The organism is Myxococcus sp. AB025B (assembly GCF_006518215.1).
Taxonomy (GTDB): Bacteria; Myxococcota; Myxococcia; order Myxococcales; family Myxococcaceae; genus Myxococcus; species Myxococcus fulvus.
Window position 1 is genome coordinate 1 of record NZ_SRLW01000136.1, and the last position, 26,366, is coordinate 26,366.

General features: G+C 71.7%; 5 protein-coding genes. 1 reads left to right on the forward strand and 4 read right to left on the reverse strand.

All coding sequences use genetic code 11. The features are described from left to right. The 3 genes from FL311_RS22650 to FL311_RS22660 all read right to left on the reverse strand — a co-directional run. Positions 1 to 7,450, reverse strand: a 7,450-nt coding sequence (locus FL311_RS22650) for a non-ribosomal peptide synthetase (protein ID WP_141327810.1), incomplete at its 3' end; no start/stop codon positions are given. Then, positions 7,447 to 18,804 (reverse strand): non-ribosomal peptide synthetase/type I polyketide synthase, encoded by an 11,358-nt coding sequence (locus FL311_RS22655; protein ID WP_141327812.1) that lies wholly within the window; start codon positions 18,802 to 18,804, stop codon positions 7,447 to 7,449. The genes FL311_RS22650 and FL311_RS22655, both read right to left, overlap by 4 nt. Next, positions 18,797 to 24,067, reverse strand: coding sequence for a non-ribosomal peptide synthetase (locus FL311_RS22660; RefSeq protein WP_228557006.1), 5,271 nt, complete (start codon positions 24,065 to 24,067; stop codon positions 18,797 to 18,799). Before FL311_RS22660 ends, FL311_RS22655 begins: the two co-directional genes overlap by 8 nt. A 316-nt stretch (positions 24,068 to 24,383) precedes the next feature. Here FL311_RS22660 and FL311_RS22665 point away from each other — a divergent pair, with 316 nt between their 5' ends. Next, positions 24,384 to 25,364 (forward strand): aldo/keto reductase, encoded by a 981-nt coding sequence (locus FL311_RS22665; protein WP_141327815.1) that lies wholly within the window; start codon positions 24,384 to 24,386, stop codon positions 25,362 to 25,364. A 16-nt stretch (positions 25,365 to 25,380) separates the two neighbouring features. Here the strand turns inward: FL311_RS22665 and FL311_RS22670 are convergent, their stop codons facing one another. Further along, positions 25,381 to 26,193, reverse strand: a complete 813-nt coding sequence (locus FL311_RS22670) for a hypothetical protein (RefSeq protein ID WP_141327817.1) — start codon at positions 26,191 to 26,193, stop codon at positions 25,381 to 25,383. Positions 26,194 to 26,366 lie beyond the last annotated feature (173 nt).

A 26,366-nucleotide genomic window follows, 5' to 3' on the forward strand; every position in this document is an offset into this window, starting at 1 on the left:
CCCCCAGCTCCACCGCGGGCAGGGCCCTGCGATTCACCTTGCCACTCGGCGTCAGCGGCAACGTCTCCAACACCATCAGCGCGGCGGGAACCATGTATTCAGGCAGCCGGCCGACCAGATGCGCACGGAGCACCGCGGGGTCGGGCCGCTCGGGATGCTCACGCGAGGGCACCACGTACGCCACCAGCTTCGCGCCCGCGGAGCCCTCGTCCCGAACCACCGCCACCGCATCCCCCACCGAGGGATGCGCGCGCAGCACGGACTCGATCTCCCCCAGCTCGATGCGGAAGCCACGCAGCTTCACCTGGAAGTCGAGGCGGCCGAGGAACGCGAGTTCACCGTCAGGGAGCCAGCGCGCCTTGTCTCCCGTGCGGTACATGCGCGCGCCCGGGACGGTGCTGAAGGGATTGGGAACGAACCGCTCCGCGGTGAGCGCTGGACGTTCCAGATAGCCACGCCCCACACCCTCGCCTGCCAGGAACAGCTCCCCGGGCACACCCACGGCGACAGGCTGGAGGTTCGCGTCCAGGACGTACGCCCGGACATTCGCCAGCGGGGCTCCAAGCGAAGGCCGCGCTGCTCCACGCACGGCACGCACCGTGGAGTCCACCGTGCACTCGGTGGGCCCATAGACGTTGAACGCGGTGATGCGCGGATGGACGGAGAGCTGCTCCCAGAGCGCCTCGTCCACCGCCTCGCCGCCCACGAGGACTCGCAGCTCGCGACGTGACGCCAGTCCCTCACCGAGCAGCAGGCGCAGGTGGGACGGCGCACAGTCGAGCACGTCGACGCCGTGACGTTCGACCCACGCCACCAGCAGGGCCGCATCCTGGCGAGCGGCCTGCGGCACCACGCACAAGGTGTGTCCATCCGAGATTTGAACGAGCTGCTGGACGGACGCGTCGAAGGCCAGCGGCGCGCTGACACTGAAGCGCCGCGGACCGTTCAAACCCACGAGGGCCGTGGACGCGAGCGCCGCGCGCAGGTTCATCACCGACGCGTGCTGAATCATCACGCCCTTCGGTTGGCCCGTGCTCCCCGACGTGTAGATGACGTAGGCCAGGTGCTCCGGAAGCGAGACACGCGGCGGCGCGCCTTCCGACTCCGAGGCGAGCGCCTCCACCATGGCCGGAGCATCCAGAGGGATGACCTCGACGCCCTGTGCCTCCACTCGCTCGGCCAGGGCACGCTGCGTGAGGACGAACGCGGCGCGCGCGTCCTGGAGCACGAAGGCCAGTCGCTCACGAGGATGCGCCGGGTCCAGGGGGACGTAGGCACCGCCCGACTTGAGGACACCGAGCACGGCGACGACCATGTCGACGCCGCGCTCCAGGCAGAGGGCCACGCGGGACTCGGGCCCGACGCCGCGAGCGCGCAGCCAATGGGCGAGCCTGTTCGCCCGATGGTCGAGCTGTCTGAACGTGATCGACGTCTCGTCATCCAGGACCGCCAACGCCTCGGGCGTGCGCGCGACCTGCGCCTCGAAGCGCTCGTGCAGCGTCTGCCCGGGCGACGCGAGCCCGCTCCGCCCGCTCCACTCCTCCACCAACCGTCGCCGCTCGTCCGCGCCCATCAGGTCGAGCGTCGACAAGGGCTGTTCGACCTTGCCGCGCAGCTCGGACAACAGGTGGCGCACCTGCTCGAGCATCCGCCGCACCGCGAGCGCGTCGAAGCGCGCGGCGTCATGGTTCAGCTTGAGCACCCACTCGTTCCCCGGCATGACCACCAGGGAGATGGGGTGGTGGTCCGCCTCCACCGCCATGGGGTTGCGCACCACGAGGTCCTCCGACGGCGTGGAGAGCCCCGCCTCCATCGGATAGTTCTCGTAGGTGAACAGCGTCTCGAACAACGGCTCGCCCGAGGACACCTCGCTCCAGCGACGCACGTCGACCAGCGGCGTCGACTCGTACTGGCGGGCCTCCTGCATCCACCCCTGGAGCTCCCTCAACCACGTGCCCACCCTCGCCTCGGAGGGCATCCGCACGCGCACGGGAATGGAGTTGATGAACAAGCCCACCATGCTCTCGAAGTCCGTCAGCTCCGCGGGACGTCCGGCGACGGTGGCGCCGAAGACCACGTCATCCCGACCGCTGTAGCGCCCGAGCACCACGGCCCACGCGCCCTGGACCAGGGTGCTCTGCGTGATGCCCTGCTGCCTCGCGAAGGCCACGAGGGCCGCGGTCTCCTCCGCTCCGAGCCGCAGCTCCTGTCCGCCTCGACCCGACAGGCCCCGCGCCGCCGCCGCGACGTCCACGCGAGTGGGCTCCGAGTACCCCACGAGCGCCTTGCTCCAGAACTCCTTCGCGGCGCTCGGGTCCTGTCGCCCCAACCAGGCGATGAAGTCGCGATACGGCCGGACCTCTCCTCGCGGCGGCGTCACGCCGCGCCGAAGCGCCTCGTACCGGGTGAACACATCTTGCGTCACCAACTGCGTGGACCAGCCATCCAGCAAGAGGTGCGAGAAGCTGAACACCACGCGCCAGACCCGCTCGTCCGTCCGCAGCAGCCCCAGCCGGAACAGCGGCGCGACGGAGAGCTCCACGCCGCGGCGACGGTCCTCCTCCAGGAACGCCGACACCCGCGCCTCCACCTCGCCCCGAGGCACCGCGCGCCAGTCCTCGACCTGGACCGGGGGCTCCACGTCTCGCATCACCGCTTGCAGCGGCGCGTCCAGCCCGTCCCAGTAGAACGCCGTCCGGAGGATGGAGAAGCGACGTGCCGCCTGTCGCCACGCCTCCGTCAGCGCCTTCACGTCGAGCGCGCCCTCCAGCTCGAACGCCATCTGATTGAAGTAGGGCTGGGACGCTTCGTCCTGGAGGATGTGGAACAGGATGCCCTGCTGCAACGGAGACAGCGGATACAGGTCCTCCACGTCGCGCAGGCGCAGACCCTTCGAGGCCATCCGGTCCGCGAGCCCCTCCAGCGCGCCCTGGCCCAGCTTCGCCAAGGGGAAGTCCGACGGTGACAGTCCGCGAGGGTCCTCCGACGTCGCATGCGCGATGAGCTCACGCAGGGACGCGACCAGCCCGCGGGCCAGCGTCTCCACCGTCCCGGTGCGATGAACCCCCGGGCCGTGGGTGAACATCAGCCGCATCCGGCCGCCGCTGACGATGCAGTCCACGTCGAGCAGGTGCTCGCGCACGCCCTCGGGCGCACGCGTGGGTCCCACCGAGCCTTCGGACATCCGCAGCGGCGCCGTGGCCGGCAGCACGTTGTCGAACTGTCCCAGGTAGTTGAACCCCACCTCCGGCGCGGGCAGCGCACGCAGGCGCTCACGCAGCGCCGGGTCCGGTGACAGGTAGCGCAGCACGCCGAAGCCCACGCCCTTGGACGGGATGCGCCGCATCGCCTCCTTCGCGGCACGCACCCACGCTCCGGGCCCCTCCCCCGTCGCCTCCACCAACACCGGGAACATGCTGGTGAACCACCCCACCGTGCGCGAGAGGTCCACCTCGCCGAAGACGTTCTCGCGCCCGTGGCCCTCCATGTCCACCCGCACGCACGACGCCCCCGTCCACCGACGCAGCACGTGGGCGAGCGCCGCCAGCAACAGCTCGTCCGGCTTCGCGCGCAACGCCTTCGCCACGTCCTGGAGGAGCAACTGCGTCTCCGCGGGCTCCAGCGCCACCTCCACCACCTTCGACGCGCCCTCCGTGTTCGCGGGGCCGCCCTCCACCTCACGCGGCAATGCGCCCACCCGTTCCCACGGCAGCCCGAGCCAGAAGGTCGCCTCCTCCTGTGCCGCGGGGGTCCTCGCGTGCTCCACCAGACGTGACGCCCAGGCCTGATAGGACACCGTCTTCGCGGGGAGCTTCACGGGCTCGTCCGCGCGGAGCCGCTGGTAGCTCGACAGCAGGTCCTCCACCAACACGCGCCAGGAGACGGCATCCACCGCGAGGTGATGGATGACGATCAACAACTCCTGCGGCACGTCCGGTCCCGACTCGAACAGCACCGCTCGCGCGACCTCTCCCGTGGAGAGCGTCAGGCTCGCCTGGGCCCGCGCCGCGTGGGCCACCAACTCGGCCTCGCGTGCCTGGGACCTGCGGAGGTCCACCGTCTCCAGGGGCAGGACGCCTTCCAGGCCCATCAGCTCCTGCTGCCAGCGTCCCTCCGCGTCCTTCGTGAAGCGCAGCCGCAGGGCATCGTGATGCTCGCGCACGAGCTGGAGGGCGCGGCCCAGGTGCTCCGGCACCATCCGCTCGCGCAGCGTGAGGCGCAGGGCCTGATTGAAGTGGTGCACTCCCGACCGCTCGTGCTCGAAGAACCCGTGCTGGATGGGCGTCAGCGCCACCGGTCCCGTCACGGGTCCCTGGGCGATGACCTCCCGGGGCGCCTCGGAGACCACCGCCGCGAGCCGCGCCACGGTCGGATTCTCGAAGAGCTGCTTCGCGCGCAGGTGCAACCCCGCCTGCGCGGCGCGGGAGATGACCTGGATGCCGAGGATGGAGTCTCCTCCCAGCTCGAAGAAGTCATCGTGCACGCTCACCCGGGGGCGTCCGAGCACCTGGGCCCAGATGGCGGCGAGCGTCTCCTCCTTCGCGTCGCGCGGCGCGACCTCGTCGGTGCGCTCCACCACCGATATCTCGGGCGCCGGCAGGTTGCGGCGATCCACCTTGCCGCTGCTCGTCCTGGGGAGCTCTTCCATCGCGACGAAGGCCGCGGGCACCATGTACTCGGGCAACTGCTCCAGCAGGAACTCGCGCAGCACGGCGGGCTCTCGTCCCCGCTCGCCGGAGGACACCACGTACGCCACCAGCCTCGGCGGCGTCCCCGCGTCCTCGCGCAGGAGGACCAGGGCGTCGCGAACCTCGGGGTGTCGGCAGAGCGCGGCTTCGATCTCCCCCAGCTCGATGCGGAAGCCACGCAGCTTCACCTGGAAGTCGATGCGCCCGAGGAACCGGAGCTCGCCGTTCGGGAGCCAGTGCACCTTGTCCCCCGTGCGGTACATGCGGTCGCCCGGGACGGTGCTGAAGGGATTCGGAAGGAAGCGCTCCGCGGTCAGCGCGGGGCGGCCCAGATAGCCACGCCCCACGCCCTCGCCCGCGATGAACAGCTCGCCCGCGACACCCACGGGCGCGAGCTGGAGGTTCGCGTCCAGGACATACGCCCGCACGTTCGCCAGCGGTGGGCCAAGGGAGGGGCCCGACGTGCCGCGCACGAAACGCACCGTCGCCTCCACCGTGCACTCGGTGGGCCCGTAGACGTTGACGGCGGTGATGTGCGGGTGCGCGGCGATGCGAGCCCAGAGCGTCTCGTCCGTCGCCTCGCCTCCGAAGAGGATGCGCAGCGGGCGATGCGCGCCCAGCCCCTCATCGAGCAGCACGCGCAGATGGGACGGCGTGCCGTCGAACACGTCGACGCGGTGTCGCTCCACCCACTCCACCAGGAGGGCCGCGTCCTGGCGGACGGTCTGTGACACCACGCACAAGGCATGGCCGTCCGAGATGTGGACGAGCTGCTGGACGGACATGTCGAACGCCAGCGGCGAGTTGAGGCTGAAGCGCAGCGGGCCGCTCAGTCCGGCGAAGACCTTGGACGCGAGCGCCGCGCGCAGGTTCATCACCGACGCGTGCTGAATCATCACGCCCTTCGGCTGGCCCGTGCTGCCCGACGTGTAGATGATGTAGGCCAGGTGCGCCGGGAGCGAGACCCGCGGCGGCGCGGTGTCCGGCTCCGCGGCGAGCGCCTCCACCATGCCCGGGTCATCCAGGCAGATGACCTCGGTGCCCTGACTCCGCGGTCGCTCGGCCAGCGAGCGCTGCGAGATGACGAGCGTGGCGCCCGCGTCCTGGACCACGAAGCCCAGTCGCTCCGGTGGATGGGCCGGGTCCAGGGGGACGTACGCACCGCCCGACTTGAGGACGCCGAAGAGGGCCACCACCATGTCGACGCCGCGCTCCAGGCAGAGCGCGACGCGGGACTCGGGCCCGACGCCGCGAGCACGCAGCCAATGGGCGAGCCTGTTGGCCCGACGGTCGAGCTGTCTGAACGTGAGCGACGTCTCGTCGTCGAGGACGGCCAAGGCCTCGGGCGTGCGCGCGGCCTGGTCCTCGAAGCGCTCGTGCAGCGCGCCTTCCCATGGAAGCGCCCGCTCCGTGTCGTTCCAGCGCACGAGGAGCAGCTCCCGCTCCGCGGCGGACAGCAGGGACAGCTCGCCCAGGCGACTCTCGGGCCGCGTCGCGAGGGTCTCCATCACGAGGACCATGCGGTCCAGCTGCGCCTGCGCGAACTCCCGCGTGAAGCGGCTCCGGTCGTAGCGGAAGTGCAGCGGGAGCCGCGCCTCCGGGGACGACGTCAGCGTGAGGCCGAAGTGGTCCTCCTCCTTCGACTGGACGCGGTGGACCTCCAGCGCTCGCGAGGCCGACGTGAGCGCGGAGTCCAGGGGGTAGTTCTCGAAGACGACCAGCGTGTCGAACAGCGCCGTCCCCGCGGGGACTTCGCTCCAGCGCTGCACCTTCACCAGGGGCGCGTGCTCGTGCTGGCGCGCGTCCACCTGCTGCTCCTGGATGCGGCGGAGCCAGGTGGCCCACGTGAGGTCCCCCGACCAGCGCACGCGCACCGGCTGGGTGTTGATGAACAGGCCGACCATCTCCTCCACGCCCGCCAGGTCCGGAGGACGACCGGAGACGGTGGTGCCGAACACGACGTCCTCGGAGCCCGACAGGCGCCCGAGCACCAGGGCCCATGCACCCTGCACCACGGTGCTCAGGGTGACGCCGTGGCGACGCGTGAAGGCGTTGAGCGCGGCCGTGGTCTGCTCGGACAGGTGGCGGACGAGCGTGGCCCGGCCCTCACCTTCGCCAACGCCCGCGCCCGTCGGAGTGGGCTCGTGGAACCCCGCCAGCTCCCGGCGCCAGAAGTCCTCCGAGGTCTTCAGGTCATGCTCGGCCAGCCAGCCCAGGTAGTCACCGAAGGGACGCGGAGGCGCGAGCCTCGGAGCGCGGCCAGCGACAGTCCCCTCGTACAGCGTGAAGAAGTCCTTCACCACCAACGGCACGGACCAGCCGTCCAGCACCAGGTGCGAGTGGCTGAAGACGAAGCGATACACCCGGTCCGCGGCGCGCAGGAGCGTCAGGCGGATCAGCGGCGCCTGCGACAAATCGAAGCCCTCCTGACGGTCCTTCGCCAGGAAGGTCTCCAGCCGCGCCTCGAAGCCCTCCGGGGACAGGTCCCGCCAGTCCTCCTCTCGCAGGGGCAGGTCCACCTCGCGCAGCACGACCTGGACCGGCTCGTCCACGTCGTCCCAGACGAGCGCGGTGCGCAGCACGGGATGCGCCGCCACCACGCCCCGCCACGCTGCGGCGAAGGCCTCCACGTCCAGCGCGCCTCGCAGCTCACAGACGAGCTGGTTGAAGTAGAGGCCCTTGCCGGGCTCGGAGATGGCGTGGAAGAGCATGCCGCCCTGGAGGGGCGACAGCGGGTACAGGTCCTCGATGTTGTCGCTCATCGCGTCTTCTTTCCGAACCGGGCCGCCAGCTTGTCGAGTTGCGACTGCTTCACCTTCGCGAGGGGGAAGTCGGACGGAGAATGCCCGCCCGCGTCCGGAGCGCTCGAGGCCTGGATCAAGGCCAGCAGCCGCGCCACGAAGTCCTCCGCCACTCGCACCACCGTCTCACGACGATGCACCGCCTCACTGAAGGTCCACGTCACCTCCAGCCGGCCCTCTCGCACCACGCTCGTCACATCCAACAGGTACGGCCGACGTGAGCTCGCCGCGCGCTGCCGCAAGCCCTCGCTCTCCGGCGCGAGCGTGAAGGGCCCCTCCGCTCCGACGAGGCCGTCCACCTGTCCCAGGTGATTGAAGCCGACCTCCGCCCGGGGCAACTCCGCCAGCGCGGCGTCCCGCGCCACGTAGCGAAGGAGGCCCCAGCCCATGCCCTGCGTCGGCACCGCGCGCAGCGACTCCTTCACGCCGCGCAGCGCCTCACCGGGCCCTCGTGCCTCCCGCACGTCCAGCAGCGCCGGGAAGAAGCGCGTGAACCAGCCCACCGTGCGCGACACGTCCACGCCCGGGAGCACCTCCTCGCGACCATGGCCCTCCACGTCGACCAGTGCGATGCCCCGCTCCGTCCACGCGGACAGCGCCTGCGCCAGGGCGGTCAGCAACGGATCCTGGGGCTGCGTGTGCCAGGCCTTCGGCACGTCGTGCAGCAGCGCCTTCGTCTGCTCCGCATCCAGCGCCACTTGCACCGTGCGCGCCGTGGACTCGGTGTTGCCGCCCTCCTGGAAGTCCCGAGGCAGCCGCGCCACCTCGGACCACGGACGCTCGCGCCACCACGTGCGCTCCGCGACCAGCTTCTCCGAGCCCGCCAGCGTCTCCAGTCCCCGCGCCCAGGCCTGGTACGAGGTCGTCTTCGGCGGCAGCCGCACCGGCGCGCCCTCTGCGAGTCGCGCATACGCGGTGGACAGGTCCTCCACCAGGATGCGCCACGACACCGCGTCCACCGCGAGGTGGTGGACCGCCAGCAACAGTCGCACGGGCTCGCCATCCCCGGGCTCGAGCAGCGCGGCCCGAATCATGGCGCCGTCCAACGACAGCGACTGCTGCAGCGCCATCGCCCGCTGCTCCAGCGTGCTCGCCAGGGCCTCGCGCGGCACGTCGGACAGGTCCACACGCTCCAGCGGGATGGGCGCCCCGGGAGCCTCGGACGTCTGATGCCAGCCGTCCGCGGTCCTGGCGTAGCGCAGACGGAGCGCGTCGTGGTGCTCCATCACGTGCGTCAGCGCGCGCTCCAGCAGCGCCGCGTCCAACGGCGTGCGGGACTGGAACATCAGCGACATGTTCCAGTGGTCGGGGTCCTCCAGCTCCAGCTCGAAGAACCAGCGCTGGATGGGCGTGAGGGCCACGGGGCCCACCACGGGCCCCTGCTCGGCCTGCACCGTGAGCCGCGTCCCCGCCACCGCGGCGAGCCTGGCCACCGTGGGGTTCTGGAAGAGCTGCTTCGGTGACAGCTCCAGTCCGGCGGCGCGCGCCCGCGTGACGATCTGCAAGCCAAGGATGGAGTCGCCTCCCAGCTCGAAGAAGTCATCGTGGATGCCGACGCGGTCCACGTTGAGCACTTCCTTCCACAGCGCCGCGAGCCGCTCCTCCACCTCGGTGCGCGGCCCCGTGCTCGACGCGTTCGTCGACTTCGTCACCTGGGACTCGGGCACGGGCAGCGCGCGCGTGTCCACCTTGCCGTGCCGCGTCCGAGGCAGCGACGCGAGCGTCACGTACGTTGACGGCACCATGTAGGGCGGCAGCCGCGAGAGCAGCCAGGACTTCAGCGCGCCCGAGGACACGGCCTCGCCCGGCTCGGCGGCCGAGGCCACCACGTAGGCCACCAGTCGCTTGGGCCCGCCGTCCGCTCGCGCGACCACCGCGGCCTCGCGGACCTCCGGATTCGCGAGCAGCGCCGCTTCGACCTCACCGGGCTCGATGCGGAAGCCACGCACCTTCACCTGCGAGTCCGCGCGCCCCAGGAACTCCAGCGTCCCATCCCGACGCCAGCGCGCCACGTCGCCGGTGCGGTACATGCGCGCGCCGGGACGCGCGTCGAACGGGTCCACGCCGAAGCGCTCGGCGGTGAGCTCGGGCTGACCGAGGTAGCCTCGCGCGACACCGCCGCCGCCGACGTACACCTCGCCCGGTGCGCCGGGCAGCGCGAGCCCTCGCCGCGAGTCGAGCAGGTACACCCTCGCGCCCGGCACCGCGCGGCCGATGGGCACACTGCCCTGCTCGTCCTTCTGGACACGGTGCACCGTGCTCCAGATGGTCGCCTCGGTGGGACCGTATTCGTTGAACAGCGGCACCGTGGGCAGGGCTTCATGGTGCGCCTGCGCCAGCTCCACCGCGCACGCCTCACCGCCCACGCTCACCGCGCGCAGGCCCGACAGTCCACCCGCGGGCGCCGCCGCGAGCACCTGCGCATAGAGCGCCGGCACGGAGATGAGGTGCGTGACGCGCGCCCTCGCCACCAGCTCCGCCAGCCGCCTCGGGTCCTCGCGCTCCTCCACGTCGGGGTAGCGCAGCGTTCCGCCCTCGAAGAGCGACCAGAACAGGCCCGCCAGGGAGGCATCGAAGGTGAACGGCGCCAGGGACAACACGACGCCTGGAGCCCCGTAGACCGCCTGTCGGGCCCGCGTGGCGGACACCAGCTGGCGATGCTCGATGACCACGCCGCGCGGACGTCCCGTCGAGCCCGACGTGTAGACGACGCACGCCGCGTGATGCGGCTCGGGCATCGCCGGCAGCGTTCCGACAGTCGTCGGCAGCGACTCCACCGTCACCACCGACAGGCCCTCACGCTCGGGCACCCGCGCACGCCAGGCGCCCGACGTCACCACCACGGAGGCCTTCGTGTCCTCGAGGATGCGCGCGAGCCGCTCCGCCGGATGCTCCAGGTCCAGCACTACCACCGCCGCTCCGGCGCGCAGCACGCCGAGCATCGCGGCCACGACGTCCGTGGGCTGGGCCAACGCGAGCGCCACCACCGCGCCCTGCCCCGCCCCCAGCGCGCTCACCGCCGAGGCCAGTCGCGAGGAGAGCGACTCCACCTCCCTGTACGTGAGGCGGCGCGAGTCGTCCTCCACCGCCACGGCGTCCGGCACACTCGCGGCCCGCGCCGCGAAGCGCGACGACACCGTCTCCGCCGCCGTGGACTCCGGCAGGGGCGTCGGCCCCCACTCCACGAGGAGCTGATGACGCTCGGCCTCGGACAGGAGGCTGAGCTGGGAGACCCGCTGCTCGGGACGCGCGGCCAGTTGCTCCAGCAGCCGCACCAGATGACCGGAGAGGCGGCGGATGGTCTCCGCGTCGAAGAGGTCGGTGTTGTACTCGATGCCTCCGGACAGGCCGTCCTTGGACTCCACCAGCTCCAGCGTCAGGTCCAGCTTGGTGAAGCCGGTGTGGACCACCTGGCTGCCCAGGCGCAGGCCCGCCATGGACAGCTCGATGGGCGGCGTGTTGTGCAACACCAGCATCGTCTGGAAGATGGGCGTGTGGCTCAGGTCGCGAGCCACGTGCAGCGCGTCGACCAGCTTCTCGAACGGCACCTCCTGGTGCCCGAAGCCACCGAGCGCCGCGCGGCGCACCCGCCCGATGACCTCCGTCAGCGTGGGGTCCCCCGACAGGTCGGCGCGCAGGGCGATGGAGTTGATGAAGCAGCCGATGAGCGGCTCCACCTCCGGCCGGTTGCGGCCCGCCACCGGCGTGCCCACCGCGAAGTCGTCCTGTCCCGAGTACGCGTGGAGCAGCGTCTGCCACGCGGCCATCAACACCATGAACGGCGTGGCGCCCTCGCGTCGGCCCATGGACGTCAGGGACTCGGTGAGCGCGCGCGGGATGCTGATGGCGTGACGCGCCCCCGGGTACGTCTGCACGGGAGGACGTGGACGGTCCGTCGGCAGTCGCAGCACGGGCACGTCCGCGAGGACGTCACGCCACCAGGCCTGCTCGGCCGCGAGCTCGGGGCCCCGCATCCATTCGAGCTGCCAGGCCGCGTAGTCCGCGTACTGCACCGGCAGCGTGGGCAACGTGGCCTGCCTGCCTTCGATGTTCGCCGCGTATAGCGTGGCCAGCTCGTGGAACAACACGCCCGAGGACCAGCCGTCCGAGACGATGTGGTGCATCACGATGAGCAGCACGTGCTCCTGCTCGTGGACGCGCAGCAGCGACGTGCGGAACAGCGGTCCCTGCTCCAGGTCGAACGGCTTGCGCGCCTCCGCCCTGGCCCAGGCCTCCACCGACACATCCTCCTCGAGGGTGGAGAGCGGGAGTGGCAGCGGGCCCGGCGCGGTGATGTGCTGCACCGCGCCCGAGTCGGACATGGAGAAGGTGGTCCGGAGCGCCTCGTGGCGCCGCACGACCTCCTCCAGGGCCCGCTGGAGCGCGGCCGCGTCGACCGGGCCGCTCAGCGACAGCATCACCGAGTTGTTGTACGCGACGTTCCCCGGCTCCAGCCGGTCCAGGTACCAGAGGCGCTGCTGCGCGAACGAGAGCGCCAACGGCTGCTCGCGCGAGATGCGCGGGATGGACGGAGGGCCCTCGCGCTTCGTCGGTGCCGAGGACTGCGGGGCGACGCGGGGGGGCTTCGGTCGACGTGAAGGCCCCCGGACGGGTGCCAGCAGCTCCACCGTTCCATCCAGGCGACGGCGCGCCCTGCGTCCCAGGGAGAAGCCCGTGACGGCGCCGGAGAGCGCGCGCAGCGCGGAGGTCGCGGGTGCATTCCAGAGCCCCCGAGGCGCGCGCTCCCCCGTGACGGCCAGCTCACCCACGACGCCCACCGGCACCGGGCGGCCCTGCGCATCGACCACCTCCCAGCCGGAGTCCTCCATCGCGCCCGCGCGAATCCAGGCGCCCACGCCGAGCAACGGGTCACGCCGGGACACCTGGGCGGAGAGCACGTGCGCCAACGCGGCGGTGACATCCTCCTTCGCCTCCTCGACCAGGACATGACGGACCGGGCGCAGGGCCTCGGAGGCGTCCGGCAGCTCCGCCAGCGCTCGCGCCAGCGACGCCGTCACATGCAGGTGCGTCGCCTGCGTCTGCCGCACCAGCGACAGCAGCGACGCCGCGGCCCCAGGCCCCTCCTGGATGGCCATGCCCGGAATCGCGGCGGAGGGCCTCGGTGAATACCGACGCCGCAGCGTGTTCAGGTGCACGAGTCCTTCGAGCGTCGCCTCCACCTCGACGCCGAAGTCCACGAGGCACGCGACCTCGTCCACGTCGAGCTTCCGCACCCGCTCCACCACCGGCCCGCACGTGTCCGGCGTCCCGAACAGGCCGCCCTCCTCCACGTAGCGCGTGAGCCCGTGCTCCAGCAGGGCATCCACGTCCGCGTTCGTCAGCGTGCGCAGGTCCCCCTTCAAACCGAGGCTGGACGCGAAGGCCTGGAGGATGTCCACCGAGCTGCGGAAGTAATCGAGCAACGGTTTGCGCACGCGCCGACGGACCTCGGCCTCGTCCGTCCCCAGGTACGCATGCATCATGAGGCTCACATGGCCCCGGCCCGGGTGGCCGTGCTGCCGCCACGCCTCGCGGTAGAGCGCGACCTTCGAGGCCAGGTCCTCCAGGTTCTGCCCCATCAGGTTCGTGAGGACGTAGGCCCCCAATTCGCCCGCCATGCGGAACGTGTCCGGGCTCCCCGCCGCCGTGAGCCAGAAGGGCAGCTCCTTCTGCACCGGCCGCGGGCGCAGGAACACCTCCACCTCGTCCCCCGCACCGTTGCGCCGGAGCACCGAGCCGCCACGCCACAGCGTGCGCACCTCCTCGATGCCCTTGAACATGACCTCCTTGCGCTTCGCGTAGCGGTCGGGCGCGAAGACGAAGTCGTTCGCGTGCCAGCCCGAGGCGAAGGACACCCCCACGCGGCCGTTGGACAGGTTGTCCAGGACGGACCACTCCTCGGCGACGAGGACGGGGTCATGCAGCGGCAACACCACGCTGCCCGCGCGGATGCCCAGCCGCTCCGTCACCGTGGCCACGCCCGCGCCCACCACCGCGGGTCTCGGGTACAGGCCGCCGAAGGAGTGGAAGTGCCGCTCCGGCGTCCACATCGCGGAGAAGCCGTGCGTGTCCGCGTACTTCGCGCCCTCCAGCAGCAGCCGGTACTTGCGGCCCCCCAGCGAGTCCTCGTCGTTGGCGAAGAAGGACAGGCTGAAGTCCGGACCGGGCCGCTCTCCCGCGGAGCGCGCCGACGAGAACACCAGGCGCGCCCGCTCCGAGGGCAGCACCACGCGCAGGCCCCGCGTCAGCGCCCACAACAACTCCAGGCCCGTCCCCGGTGAGCCCGTCTCCTCCGCGGCCAGCCACGTCCCCTCCCCGGCCACGCCGTCCCCATCGAGACGTCGGAACAGCGCGTCCACCGTCCGCACCGTGTGCACGGCGCGCAGCCGCTCACCCGAGGGCGCGACGAGCGTCTCCAGGCAGACCATCGTCTCCGGCGGCATCCGCGACGGCAGCACCGGGAAGAGCTTGAAGGCTCGCGGCATGTCGAGCTGCGACGACAGCCGGACCCGGATGACGCGGTCCGGGTCCAACGGGACGCTCGTCTGCAACCGCTCGTGCGTCAGCAACACCGGCGGTGGGCTCCCCTCGGGCGCCAGCGCGGACAGCTCCTTGAGCTGCGGCGCGCCGAGGAGCACGTACGCGCCTCCCGCCTCCATCACCGCCCAGAGCGCCACCACGCGCTCCACTGACGGCTCCAGGCAGAGGGCCACCAGCACCTCGGGCTTCACGCCCTTCGCACGCAGCTCCGACGCCAGTCGCTTCGCCTCCGAGCGAAGCTCCCGCCACGTGACGTCCGCGCCACCTTCCACCGAGAGGGCCACGCGGTCGAGTGCCTCCGAGGACCGGGCATCCAACAGCGCCGCGAGCGTGCGCGGCTCCTCCCGCACGGGAGATAGGGGTCTCGGCGCCACGTGCTCCAGCGGGAGCGAGGAGAGCCGCTGCTCGGGGTCCTCCACCGCCGCCGTCAGCAGCGACGTCCAGTGCGCGACGAGCCGCGCCATCGTCTCCGGCGCGAAGCGCTCCGACGCGTAGTCGAGCGTGCCGGTGAAGCCGCCCGCGTCCTCGCCCATCGACACCGACAGCGGCGACAACACGTTGCCGAACTGCGCCGGCCCGTCCTCCACCTCGACGATGCGCATTCGCAGCCCGGGCAGCTCCAGGTTCGCATCGAAGCGGGGATGCAGGATGAAGAGCGTGTCGAAGACGCGCTCGCGTCCCGGGTTTCGCGTGGGCTCCACCTCGCGGATGAGGTGCTCGTAGGGCACGTCCGGCTGGGAGTACGCCTCCACCACCACGTCCCGCACCCGGCCGATGAGCTCGCGGAACGTCGGGTCTCCCGACAGGTCCGTGCGCAGCGGCACCGCGTGCGCCACGTAGCCGATGAGCGGCTCGAGCTCCGGGCGGCTCCGGTTGCCGATGGGTGTCCCCACCACGATGTCGTCACGCCCCGCCCAGCGGGCCAGCAACACCTTCCACGAGGCGAGCAGCACCATGAACGAGGTGACGCCCTCACGCTTCGCCAGCGCATGCACCGCGCCCGTCAGCGCCTCGGGGAAGCCGACGTTCCTGCGCCGACCACTCAGCGCGGGCCCGTCGGTGGGAGGCAGGTCCACGGGCAGCTCCAGCGGCCCGGGCAGCTCCACCAGTCGCTCCCGCCACGCCTGCGCCTGCTCCGCGAAGGCACCCGACAGCAGCGCCTTCTGCTGCCAGGCCGCGTAGTCGATGTACTGGATGGACAGCGCGGGCAGCGGCGCGGGCTCACCCCGCTGGAACGCGCCGTAGAAGGCCCCCAGCTCGCCGCCAATCACCACCAGGGACCACGTGTCACACACCACGTGGTGCACCGAGACGACCAGGACGTACTCGCCCTCCTCCAGCTCGAGCAACCGGGCACGCACCACGGGCCCCTGGGCGAGGTCGAACGGCCGGGCCATCTCCTCGTAGACCCGCTCACGCCACTGCGTCTCGCGCGCCTCCGGGGAGAGCGCCTTCAACGAGTCCACCGCGAGGGGAACCCGGGGCTCGGAGGAGACGCGCTGCACGGTGCGCCCGCCGATGATGGGATACGTCGTGCGCAGGGCTTCGTGCCGAAGGGCGATGGCCTCCAGGGAGCGCTTCAACAGCGCCACGTCGAGCACCCCGGACAGCCGCAACGTCGCCGACATGTTCAGCGCGGGGTTGCCGGGGAGCGCCTGCTCCAGCGCGCAGACGCGCTCCTGCACCACCGACAGCGGCAGCTCGCCATCGCGAGGAATGGGGACGAGCGGAGGGAGCACGCCCGCCTTCCCCGCCGCGCTCTGCGTCCCCATCCGCGCCTGGATGCGCGCGGCCACGCCCGCGACGGTGGGCGCCTCGAACAGGTCACTCAGCGGGAGCTGGACCGGGAACGCCTCGCGCAGCCGCGTGAGCATCTGCGCCGCCATCAGCGAGTTGCCCCCCAGCTCCAGGAAGTCGTCGTGGATGCCGAAGTCGGCGCGGCCCAACCGCTCGCGCCAGATGGCGAGCACACCTCGCTCCACCTCGGTGCGCGGCGCGGCCTTGTCGCCTGGCACCGCGACGTCCTCCCGAGGGGGCTCGACACGGACGGGCTCGGCGACGGGAACGGGCGCGACGGGCTGCGTGGCGACGGCGGCCACGGGCAGCCTGGGCGCCTCCAGGGCGAAGCGCTGCCGCTGGAAGGGGTACGTCGGCAGGGACACGCGGCGTCGCCGCTCGTGCGCGTAGAACTGCTTCCAGTCCAGCGCCAGCCCGGACTCCCACAGCGCGCCCACGGCCGCCATGAGCACGCCGTGCTCGGACACCTTCATGTTCAAGCGCGGCAACGAAGACACCACGCGTCCCGAGGGGCCCGTGAGCGCCAGTCTCGCCAGCGCGGTGAGCGCCTGGTCCGGTCCCACCTCGAGGAACACGGCCACGCCGTCCTGCTTCAGCGTCTCCATGCCGTCGGCGAAGCGCACCGGCGCGCGCATCTGGCGGGCCCAGTAGGCAGGGTCCGTCGCCTCCTCCGGCCGAATCCACGTGCCGGTCACGCTGGACACATACGGCACCCGAGGCGCCGAGAGCCGCAGGCCCGACACGACCTTCTTCAACTCGTCCATCAGCGGCTCGACGGCCACGGAGTGGAACGCGTGGCCCGCGGGCAGCCGCATCACGGCGATGCCGCGCACGAGCAACTCCTGCTCCAGGGCCTCCACCTCCGACGTCGGGCCCGAGACGACGCAGCGCTCCGCCGCGTTCACGGCCGCCAGGGACAGCGTCCCCGTGATGAGCGGACGGATGACCTCCTCCGCGCACCCCACCGCCGTCATGCTGCCCGGAGGCAGGCGGGCCATCAGCTTCCCGCGCGTCACCACCAGCGTCAGCGCGTCCTCCAGCGGAAGGACCCCCGCGAGGCACGCCGCCGTGTACTCACCGAAGCTGTGTCCCAACAGCGCGTGCGCCTGGACTCCCCACGACTCCCAGAGCTTCGCCAGCGCGTACTCCACGCAGAACAACGCGGGCAGCGACAGGCGGGGGTCCTTCAAGGCCTCTCGCGCGGCGGCCTCCTCGCCCGCGCCCGGCAGCAGGACGCCCCGCAGCTCCTTCTCGAGCGCGGGTCCCAGCAGCGTCAGGCACGCATCCACCGTCTCGCGGAAGCGCGGCTCCGCGCCGTACAGCTCCCGCCCCATGCCGAGCGACTGCGCGCCCTGCCCCGGCAACAGGAAGGCCACTCGACGCTCGCGGGCCGCGGCCACGTCCTCCAGGACCCGCGGGGTGTTCTTGCCGCGCAGCTTCTTGATGAGCTCCGCGCGGTCCGTCGCCGTCACCGAGAGCCGGTGCTCGAAGGCGCCGCGCCCCCGGTTGCGCGTGAAGGCCACGTCCGCGAGGGACACGTCCGGCGACGCGGTCTCCAACCAGTCCGCCAGCTCGCGCAGGGACGCGGAGAGCGCCTGCTCGCTCCGGGCGGACAGGGTGACGACCTGTGAGGGCCGGGTGCTCGCGGCCGAGGGCTCGCGCCGCGGTGCCTCCTCCAGCACCGCGTGCGCGTTGGTGCCGCCGATGCCGAACGAGCTCACGCCCGCGCGCCGAGGCACCTCGCCCCGGGGCCAGGGCTTGCGCTCGGCGACGACGGTGAACGGGCTGTTCGCGAAGTCGATGGCGGGGTTGGGCGTCGTGAAGTGGAGCGTGGGCGGCAGTTCCTCCTCCGACAACACGAGGGCCGTCTTGATGAGGCCCACGAGCCCGGCCGCCGTGTCCAGGTGACCGACGTTCGTCTTCACCGAGCCCAGGCCGCAGTAGCCCTTGCGGTCCGTGTCGCGACGGAACGCGCGGGTGAGCGCCGCCACCTCGATGGGGTCCCCCAGCGCCGTGCCGGTGCCGTGCGCCTCGACGTAGCCGATGTCGTCCGCGGTGAGCCCCGCGTAGGCAAGCGCCTCGCCAATCGCATCCGCCTGGCCCTCGACGCTGGGCGCCGTGTAGCCGACCTTCAGGCCACCGTCGTTGTTCAGCGCGGAGCCTCGGATGACGGCATAGACGTGGTCCCCATCCCGGAGCGCGTCTTCCAGCGGCTTGAGCACCACCACCGCCGCGCCATTGCCCGGAACCGTGCCGGCGGCCTTCGCGTCGAACGCGCGGCAGTGCCCGTCCGGGGAGAGGATCATCCCCTCCTGGAAGAGGTAGCCCGTGCGCTGCGGCAGCGAGACCCGCACCGCGCCCGCGAGCGCGATGTCGGACTGGCGCAGGAGCAGGCTCTGGCAGGCCATGTGGACGGCCACGAGGCCCGTGGAGCACGCCGTGTAGACCGCGAGGCTCTCGCCGCGCAGCCGCAGCTTGAACGAGGCCTTGGTGGCCAGGTTCTCGCCCGAGGTGCCCATCACCTCGTAGAGCGAGGCCGGGTCCAGCTGCCCCTGCCCCAACATGCCCATCGTGTGTAGCGACGGCCCCGCGCCCGCGTACAGGGAGATCTTCCCGGTGTAGCGCGCGGGGTCATAGGCCGCGTCCTCCAGGGCCGCGTGGGCGCACTCGAGGAACACGCGCTGCTGGGGATCCATCCACAGCGCCTCGCGAGGGGGCACGTCGAAGAAGCCCGCGTCGAACGCGTCCGCGTCCTCCAGCACGCTGGCCATCGGCACGAAGTCCGGATGACGCCGCAGGGACTCCGGCACCAACGCAGAGACCTCCAGCTCCTCGGGCTTCAGCAGGGAGATGGACTCCACGCCGTCGAGGAGGTTGCGCCAGAAGTCCCGCACGTTCGCGGCGCCGGGGAAGCGGCCCGCCATGCCGATGATCGCGATGTCGTTGCCGCTACCGCCCGTCTGGTCCTGGTCAGCCATGATCTCGGTTGTTCCTTCCGCCGCGACGCTGGAGGGCCTGACGACGGGCCTCCGCGCGCTCCTGGTGCTTCACGGCCTGCGTCCCGGGCTCCGACTCGGAGGACAGCCTCCGAGCCAGGGCCTGGACCGTGGGGTGTTCGAAGAAGTGGGTGATGGGGACGTCACGACCGAGCGCCTCGCGCAGGCGGGCGCACGCGCGCACCGCCGACAGCGAGCTGCCGCCCAGGTCGTCGAAGAAGTGCGCGTGGATGCTGACCGCCGGGAAGCCGAGCGTCTCCGCCCAGGCCTTGGCCAGCGTCTCCTCCAGCGGCGTGCGCGGCGCGCCCTCCTGCGGCGTCGCGCGCGTCGGCGGTGGCAGGGCCCGCGTGTCCACCTTGCCGCTGGACAACACGGGCAGCGCCTCCAGGACGACGAAGTCCGCGGGGACCAGGTACTCCGGCAGGCGCGCCCGCAAGCTCGCGCGCACCTCGCCCGGCGGCGGCATCCCCGCCTCCGGAGGAACCACGTACGCCACCAGTCGAGGCTCACCACCCGACGGCGGGCTCCACACGCGCACGTGGGACTGGCGCATGCCAGCGAGCTCACGCAGGGCGGACTCCACTTCGCCCGGCTCGATGCGGAACCCACGCAGCTTCACCTGCGCGTCCACGCGGCCGAGCAGCTCCAGGTGACCGGAGGCGCGCCAGCGCGCCACGTCTCCCGTGCGATACAGCCGCGCCCCGGGCTCGTTGGCATAGGGGTCCGGAACGAAGCGCTCGGCGGTCAACTCCGAGCGCCCCAGGTAGCCGCGCGCCACCAGGGGACCTCCTACGTACAGCTCACCCGCGACACCCGGGGGAACCGGCCGCAGGGCTTCATCGAGGACATACGCGTCGACCTGGGGCAACGGCCGACCGATGTCCGGCGCCCCCTCCCCGACCCGGCACGTGGCCCAGGTCGAGCACACCGTGGCCTCGGTGGGGCCGTACGCGTTGATCATCTCCCGACCCGGCGCGAAGCGCGTCACCAGGTCCTCGGGACAAGGCTCTCCCGCGGAGATGAGCCATCGCCAATCGGGCAACGGCGCGTCCGGCAACAGCGCGCAGGCCGACGGTGGCAGCGTCGCATGGGTGATTCGTTGCTCACGGAGGATGCGGTGCAGGGCTTCGCCCGCGAGCACCTCACCGGATGGCGGCAGGTGCAGCATCGAGCCCGTCGTGAGCGCCTGGAGGTACTCCGACACGGAGGCATCGAAGACCGGCGAGGCGAACTGGAGCACCCGCGCACCAGGCCCCAGGTTGAAGCGCTCGCCCATCGCTTCCGCGAGGTGCAGGGCTCCGCGATGCGGCACCAGCACACCCTTGGGACGCCCCGTGCTTCCGGAGGTGTAGATGAGGTACGCCGCGCCCTCCAGCGTCGGGACGGAGGGATTCCGCTCGGCGGAGGGTTCGGCCGGCGCGTCCCGCGAGCCGTATTCCTCCCAGCGCAGCGACGTCACACCGGAGGGGACCTCGAGCCTCCGCATGAGCCGGTCCTGCGAGAGCAACCAGCGCGCCCCCGAGTCCTGCAACAGCCAGCAGATGCGCTCGGGAGGATGCGAGGGCTCGCACGGCATCACCACGCCGCCCGCCTTGAGCACCGCGAGGAACGCGATGACCGCCTCGGGTCCACCGCGCTCGAACAACGTCGCGACGCGCCCCTCCGGCCCGACCCCCTGATGACGCAACCTGCTCGCGATCCGGTCCGCCCATTCGTTGACCTCGCGGTACGTCCAGCTCGTGGCACCCGCGACCAGCGCCACGGCGTCGGGCGTCTTCACCGCCCAGGCCTCGAAGGCCTCGTGCAGCCCTCGCGGTTCGGGGGGCCGGGTCGCCGCGGGCCTCCGCCCCAGCGCGAGCGTGGCGCGTCGCTCGTCCTCATCGAGCAGCGGCAGGTCCAGCACCGGCGTCTCCGGCGCTCGCGACACCGCGTCCAACAGCCCGCGAAGGTGCCGGGCCATGCGCTCCGCGAGCTCGGTGTCGAAGAGGTCCGTGCAGTACTCCAGGCTGGCCTCGAAGCCGCCAGACGACTCGGCCATCGACAGCGTGAGGTCGAAGGCCGAGGCCTGGTTGCGCAGCGGCACCGACTCCAGCTCCAGCTCGCCGAGCCTCACGCGGGCCCCCGCGCCGCCGAGCGCGAACGGCGCGAGCGCCTCGCGCCCCGGACGTCCCGAGTGCAGCACGAACATCGTCTGGAAGACGGGCGGACGGGACGCATCACGTCGCGGCTGGAGCCGCTCGACGAGGCGCGCGAAGGGCAGCTCCTGGTGCTCCAGCGCCTCCAGCACCGTGCCTCGCACCTCGGAGAGCAGGCCGGAGAAGGACACCCCGCGGGCCACCCGCGCGCGCAGGGGCACGGGGTTGACGAAGTACCCCGCCTGTCGCGCCAGGTCCGCGCGCGACCTGCCCGCCGTGGGCGTGCCCACCACCAGGTCCTCCTGCCCCGTGTAGCGACGCAGGAACGCGAGGTAGCCCGCGAGCAGCACCATGAATGGCGTGGCGCCTTTCGCCTGTCCCAATGACACGAGCCGCGACGCCGTCTCCGCCTCCACACGGAAGGACACCGTCCCGCCCCGGAACGACTGGAGCCGGGGCCGGGGACGCGAGGTGGGCAGCTCCAGCACGGGCAGCTCGCCGCTCAGCCGCTCACGCCACCAGGACTGGAGCGCCTCGCCGCGGGCCCCCGTGTATCGGGCCTCCTCCGCCCGGAGGATGGGCCCCACCGCGGGAGCAGGCGCGGGGAGCAACGGGGGCACCCCGCGTCTCCCCGCCGTGTAGAGCACGCCCAGCTCCTCGGCCAACACCTCCAGCGACCAGAAGTCGGTGACCAGGTGGTGGAGGACCAGCAACAACACCGGCCCTCCCTCCACGTCCGTGAAGACCCGCAGCCGCAGCAGCGGCCCACGCTCCAGGTCGAACGGCCGATGGGACTCCGACACCAGTCGCTCGTGGAGCACCTGCTCCGTCCAGCCTCGCGCGGACTCCTGCTCCAACACCGGCGCCGTCGCGGCGCGCCACACGGGCTCGCCCTTCTCCTCGGGGAACGCGCACGCGAGCACCGGGTGACGGGCGACGAGCGCGTTGAACGAACGCTCCAGGACGGCCAGGTCCACCCGCGGCGAGAGCCGCACGGCCCTCGTGATGTGGTACGCGGTGGCACCGGGCGCGAGTCGCTGGAGGAACCACAGCGCCCGCTGCCCGTCCGAGACGTGGGGCGTCGAGTCCTCGGCGCCCGCGGTCGCGGACGAAGCCTCCGCCGTGCCCCGCATGCGCTCCACCCACGCGGACACCTCGCGCAGGCTGGGCCCCTGCAGCAACAACGTGGGCGGCAGCGACACCTTCCACGCCTGCTGCACGGCGTGCATCACATCCAGCCCGCGCAGCGAGTCGAGGCCGTAGCGTGTGAGCGGCTCGTCGGCCTCCAGTCCACCCGGCGCGACACCGAGGCTGCGCGACAGCTCCTCCCGGAGCCACGCGAGCACGTCTCCGTCCTGCGTCGTCGACACGGGCTCGCGCGGACCGGCGTCCGGCGCGGTCGCATCCACCCTCCCCTCACGCCAGGCGTGCACCACCTCCAGCCCGTCCTCCAGGAACGTCTGCCGGGTGACGCGCCGCTGCACCTTGCCGCTCGACGTCTTCGGCAGGCTGCCCGCGGTGATGAGCACCACCGCGTGCGCCGCCACGCCATGCTCCTCCGCCACCGAGGCCTGGATGCGCGCCACCGCCTCCTCGACGGCCCCGGCCTCCACCGCCTTGCCGGAGACCTCCTGGACGACGACGAGCCGCTCCTCGCCCCTCACGTCCACCGAGAACGCGACGCCACAGCCCGGACGCAGGCCCGGGTGGCTGCGCTCCACCGTCAGCTCCACGTCCTGCGGGTAGAGGTTGCGGCCGCGCAGGATGAGCACGTCCTTCAGGCGCCCCGTGACGAAGACCTCGCCACCGTCGACGACGCCCAGGTCTCCGGTGCGCAGGAAGGGTCCTTCACCCGTGCCCGCGATGCGCGCGTGGAAGGTCCGCTCCGTCTCCTCGGGGCGCTGCCAGTAACCCTCCGCCACGCTCGGGCCCCGCAACCACAGCTCGCCCACCTGCCCCGGGGCCTTCTGCTCCCCCGTCACCGGGTCCACCACGCGCAGCACCTGCGTGCCCAGCACCTCGCCGCTGCCCACCAGCGTCACACCCTCGGCGCCCGGCTCCGGGCGCCGCGCCTCGCCGCGCTCCAGCGCCTCGCGCGAGAAGTCTCGCACCACCAGGTCCACGGGGCGGGCCGCGACGCGCTTGCGTCCCGTGACGATGAGCGTCCCCTCCGCCAGGCCATAGCAGGCATAGAGCGCCTCACGCCGGAAGCCCGAGGGCGCGAAGGCCTGGACGAAGCGCTCCATCGTCTCCGCGCGCACCGGCTCCGCGCCGCAGAACGCCACCTCCCAGCGGCTCAGGTCCAGCGCGACCCGCTCCTCGGGCGTGCTCTTGCGCACGCAGAGGTCGAACGCGAAGTTGGGCCCGCCGCTCACCGTCCCACCGTGGCGGGAGATGATTTCCAGCCAGCGCATGGGCCGCTGGAGGAAGAACATCGGCGACATCAACGACACATGCATGTCCCGGTACAGCGGCTGGAGGATGCCGCCGATGAGCCCCATGTCGTGATACGGCGGCAGCCACGAGACGACTCGCGGGTACGGGCTCGCGTCGAAGCCGTGCGCGATGAGCTCGCTGTTGTGCATCAACTGGCGATGCGCCAGCACCACGCCCTTCGGCGTGCCCGTGGAGCCGGACGTGTACTGGAGGAAGGCCACCGTCGCGTCGCTCAGCGCCGGGGCGCGCCAGCCGTCCGCCTCCGACAGCGGCACCGCGTCCGTCGACAGCCAGCGCAGCGCGCGCAGGTCGTCCAGGCCCTCGGTGAGCGGCCCCACCAGCTCCGAGATACCCGAGGTGGTGAGCGCCAGCTTCGCGCCGCAATCCGCCACCAGCGCCTGCAAGCGCGGCAGCGTGCGGCCCAGCCGCATCACGTCCGGCGGATACGCGGGCACCGCCACCACGCCCGCATACAGGCACGCGAGGAACCCCACCACGTACTCACGCCCCGGCGGATACATGAGGAGCGCGCGCTCTCCCGGAGCCAGCTCCCGTTGGAGCCGGGCCGCCACGGCCCGCACCTGCGCATCCAGCTGCGCGTAGGTGACGGTGTGCTCCCCCTCCTCATCGACGAACGTGTAGATGGGGTCCGCGGGCTGATCGAACGCTCGCATGCGACAGACATCCACGAGCGTGGCGGAACCTGGACGGACGAACGCGGAGGCGTGGGCAGCGCGAGTCGGCAGATACATGTCGATGTCCCGAGGGGGGATTTTTTCAGCAGGACACCAGCCGTTTCAGCTCGGCACACACGCGTCCCAGCGACCCGGGGGCGTTGTCTTGGCTGCACCGACTGGCGTCCCCTGGATGCGCGTATCTTTTAATGGATTCGGAGCATCCAGAAAAGGCGTGTCATCACGAATGACCCAGCACATCGGCGCTCGCAGGCTGCATATTCACGGCCCGCGTCACCGACGAGAGGAGCACCTCATGAAGTTCACACAGCTGGGCCGCACCGGCCTGCGTGTCTCCCGCCTCTGCCTGGGCTGCATGAGCTACGGCACGCCTTCCTGGCGACCCTGGGTCCTGAACGAGGAGGCCTCCCAGCCCTTCTTCCGCCGCGCGGTGGAGCTGGGCATCAACTTCTTCGACACCGCGGACATGTACTCGCTGGGAGTCAGTGAGGAAGTGACGGGTCGTGCGCTCCGACGGTATGCGCGCATGGAGGAGGTGGTGCTCGCCACCAAGGTGTACTTCCCCATGGGGGACGGGCCCAACATGCGGGGCCTGTCCCGCAAGCACATCGTCCAGGCGTGCGAGGCGAGCCTCAAGCGCCTGGGGGTGGAGACCATCGACCTGTATCAAATCCACCGGATGGACCCGCACACGCCGATGGAGGAGACGCTGGCGGCGTTGGATCAGCTCGTGAACCAGGGCAAGGTGCGCTACCTGGGCGCGTCGTCCACGTTCGCGTGGCAGTTCGCCCGCGCGCTGGGCGTGGCGGACCTGCACGGCTGGTCGCGCTTCGTGTCCATGCAGGACCACTACAACCTGGTCTACCGCGAGGAGGAGCGGGAGATGCTGCCCCTGTGCGAGGCGGAGGGCATCGGCGTCATCCCGTGGTCTCCCCTGGCGCGCGGGCTGCTCGCGGGCTCCCGCAAGTCGCTCACGGACCGCAGCTCCACGACGCGCGCGAAGACGGATGCGTACGCGCCCGTGCTGTATGACCAGCCGGGTGACTGGGAGGTGGCGGAGGCCAACCGGAAGGTGGCCGAGGCGCGCAACGTCCCGCCCGCGCAGGTGGCCCTGGCCTGGCTCTTGTCACGGCCGGTGGTGACGGCGCCCATCATCGGCGCCACGAAGCCGGAGCACCTGGAGGACGCCGTGCGCGCCGTGGACCTCAAGCTCACGGCGGAGGAGCTTCAGCAGCTCGAGGCGCCCTACCAGCCCCACGCCCTGCGCGGCATGTGAGCCGCGCGCGGGCACCTCAGAGGTCCATCTGAGGCGCGGACCTGGGCGCCTCCATCGGGGTCATGGGGCCGTCCAGGAACGCGGCGCGCGGTCCGGCGCCGCCATAGGCCATCGCCTCGATGCGGTTGACGCCGGGAGAGGCCGGGTCCCTCGGGTAGCACTCCGCCTCCGTCTCCTGGAGCTTCAGCTCCGGGCGGTGCTTGCCCATCCGCTCGATGCGCGGGGGCACGTAGCTGACGGCGTCCTCGAAGGCGTAGCGCGTGAGCAGCCGCATGGTGGCCACCGGCCCGCAGCGCACCTCCGGACGGCGCACCATGTTGCCGCCGACGGTGAGCTCTCCCGGGTGCGCGCCCCCCGCGTTGGACACGCGAATGGCCTGGGGGACCATGGTGACGGCCCACGTCTCCTGGCAGCTCACCACCACGTCCGGCACGGGACGGCTGACGAGCTTCAGCGGCGCGTACTCGCCCGCGGCCATCGCGGTGCGGATCAGCGGCTTCCACGGAGGGATGGCGCCCTCCGGCATCAGGTTCGTCCGGCACTCCATGGACGTGCCGGCGTCGTCCGCGACGAACACCACCTGCACATTGCTGAGATAGCGCGCGCCCGACGCCTCCGCCCGCTCCAGGAAGCGCAGCACCAGCGCGCTGCCGTCCTGCGCGAGGCCGAAGGGCATGGAGATGGCCCAGGGCGAGTAACCGGACTCGAGCGCCAGCTCCGGCGGGACGACGGTGACGGGGGGACCGCGGCGCGGCACCACCGACGACGACGACGTCCGTGCGCACGCGGCGCACAACAGCAACAGCAGGGTCAGGGCTGAACGGCGCATGGCATCCCCTCCGAGAAGCGCACCTGGGCCAGGTCGAGGCTAGCACCAATGCCGATCAGTTAAGGGGGAGAAGGATCATACTGCCGCGACCGCGTTCAAGGAGGAGGTCGCGTGGGAAGAGGTCCATTCGGGTACTTGCCCTCTGCGGATGAGGGTGCGTTCGACCGGCTGTG

Excerpts from the sequence above, each read along its gene's own strand:
- FL311_RS22655 (WP_141327812.1), bottom strand. The coding sequence starts at position 18,804 with ATGGCTGACCAGGACCAGACGGGCGGTAGCGGCAACGACATCGCGATC.
- FL311_RS22660 (WP_228557006.1), bottom strand. The coding sequence starts at position 24,067 with ATGCGAGCGTTCGATCAGCCCGCGGACCCCATCTACACGTTCGTCGAT.
- FL311_RS22665 (WP_141327815.1), top strand. The coding sequence starts at position 24,384 with ATGAAGTTCACACAGCTGGGCCGCACCGGCCTGCGTGTCTCCCGCCTC.
- FL311_RS22670 (WP_141327817.1), bottom strand. The coding sequence starts at position 26,193 with ATGCGCCGTTCAGCCCTGACCCTGCTGTTGCTGTTGTGCGCCGCGTGC.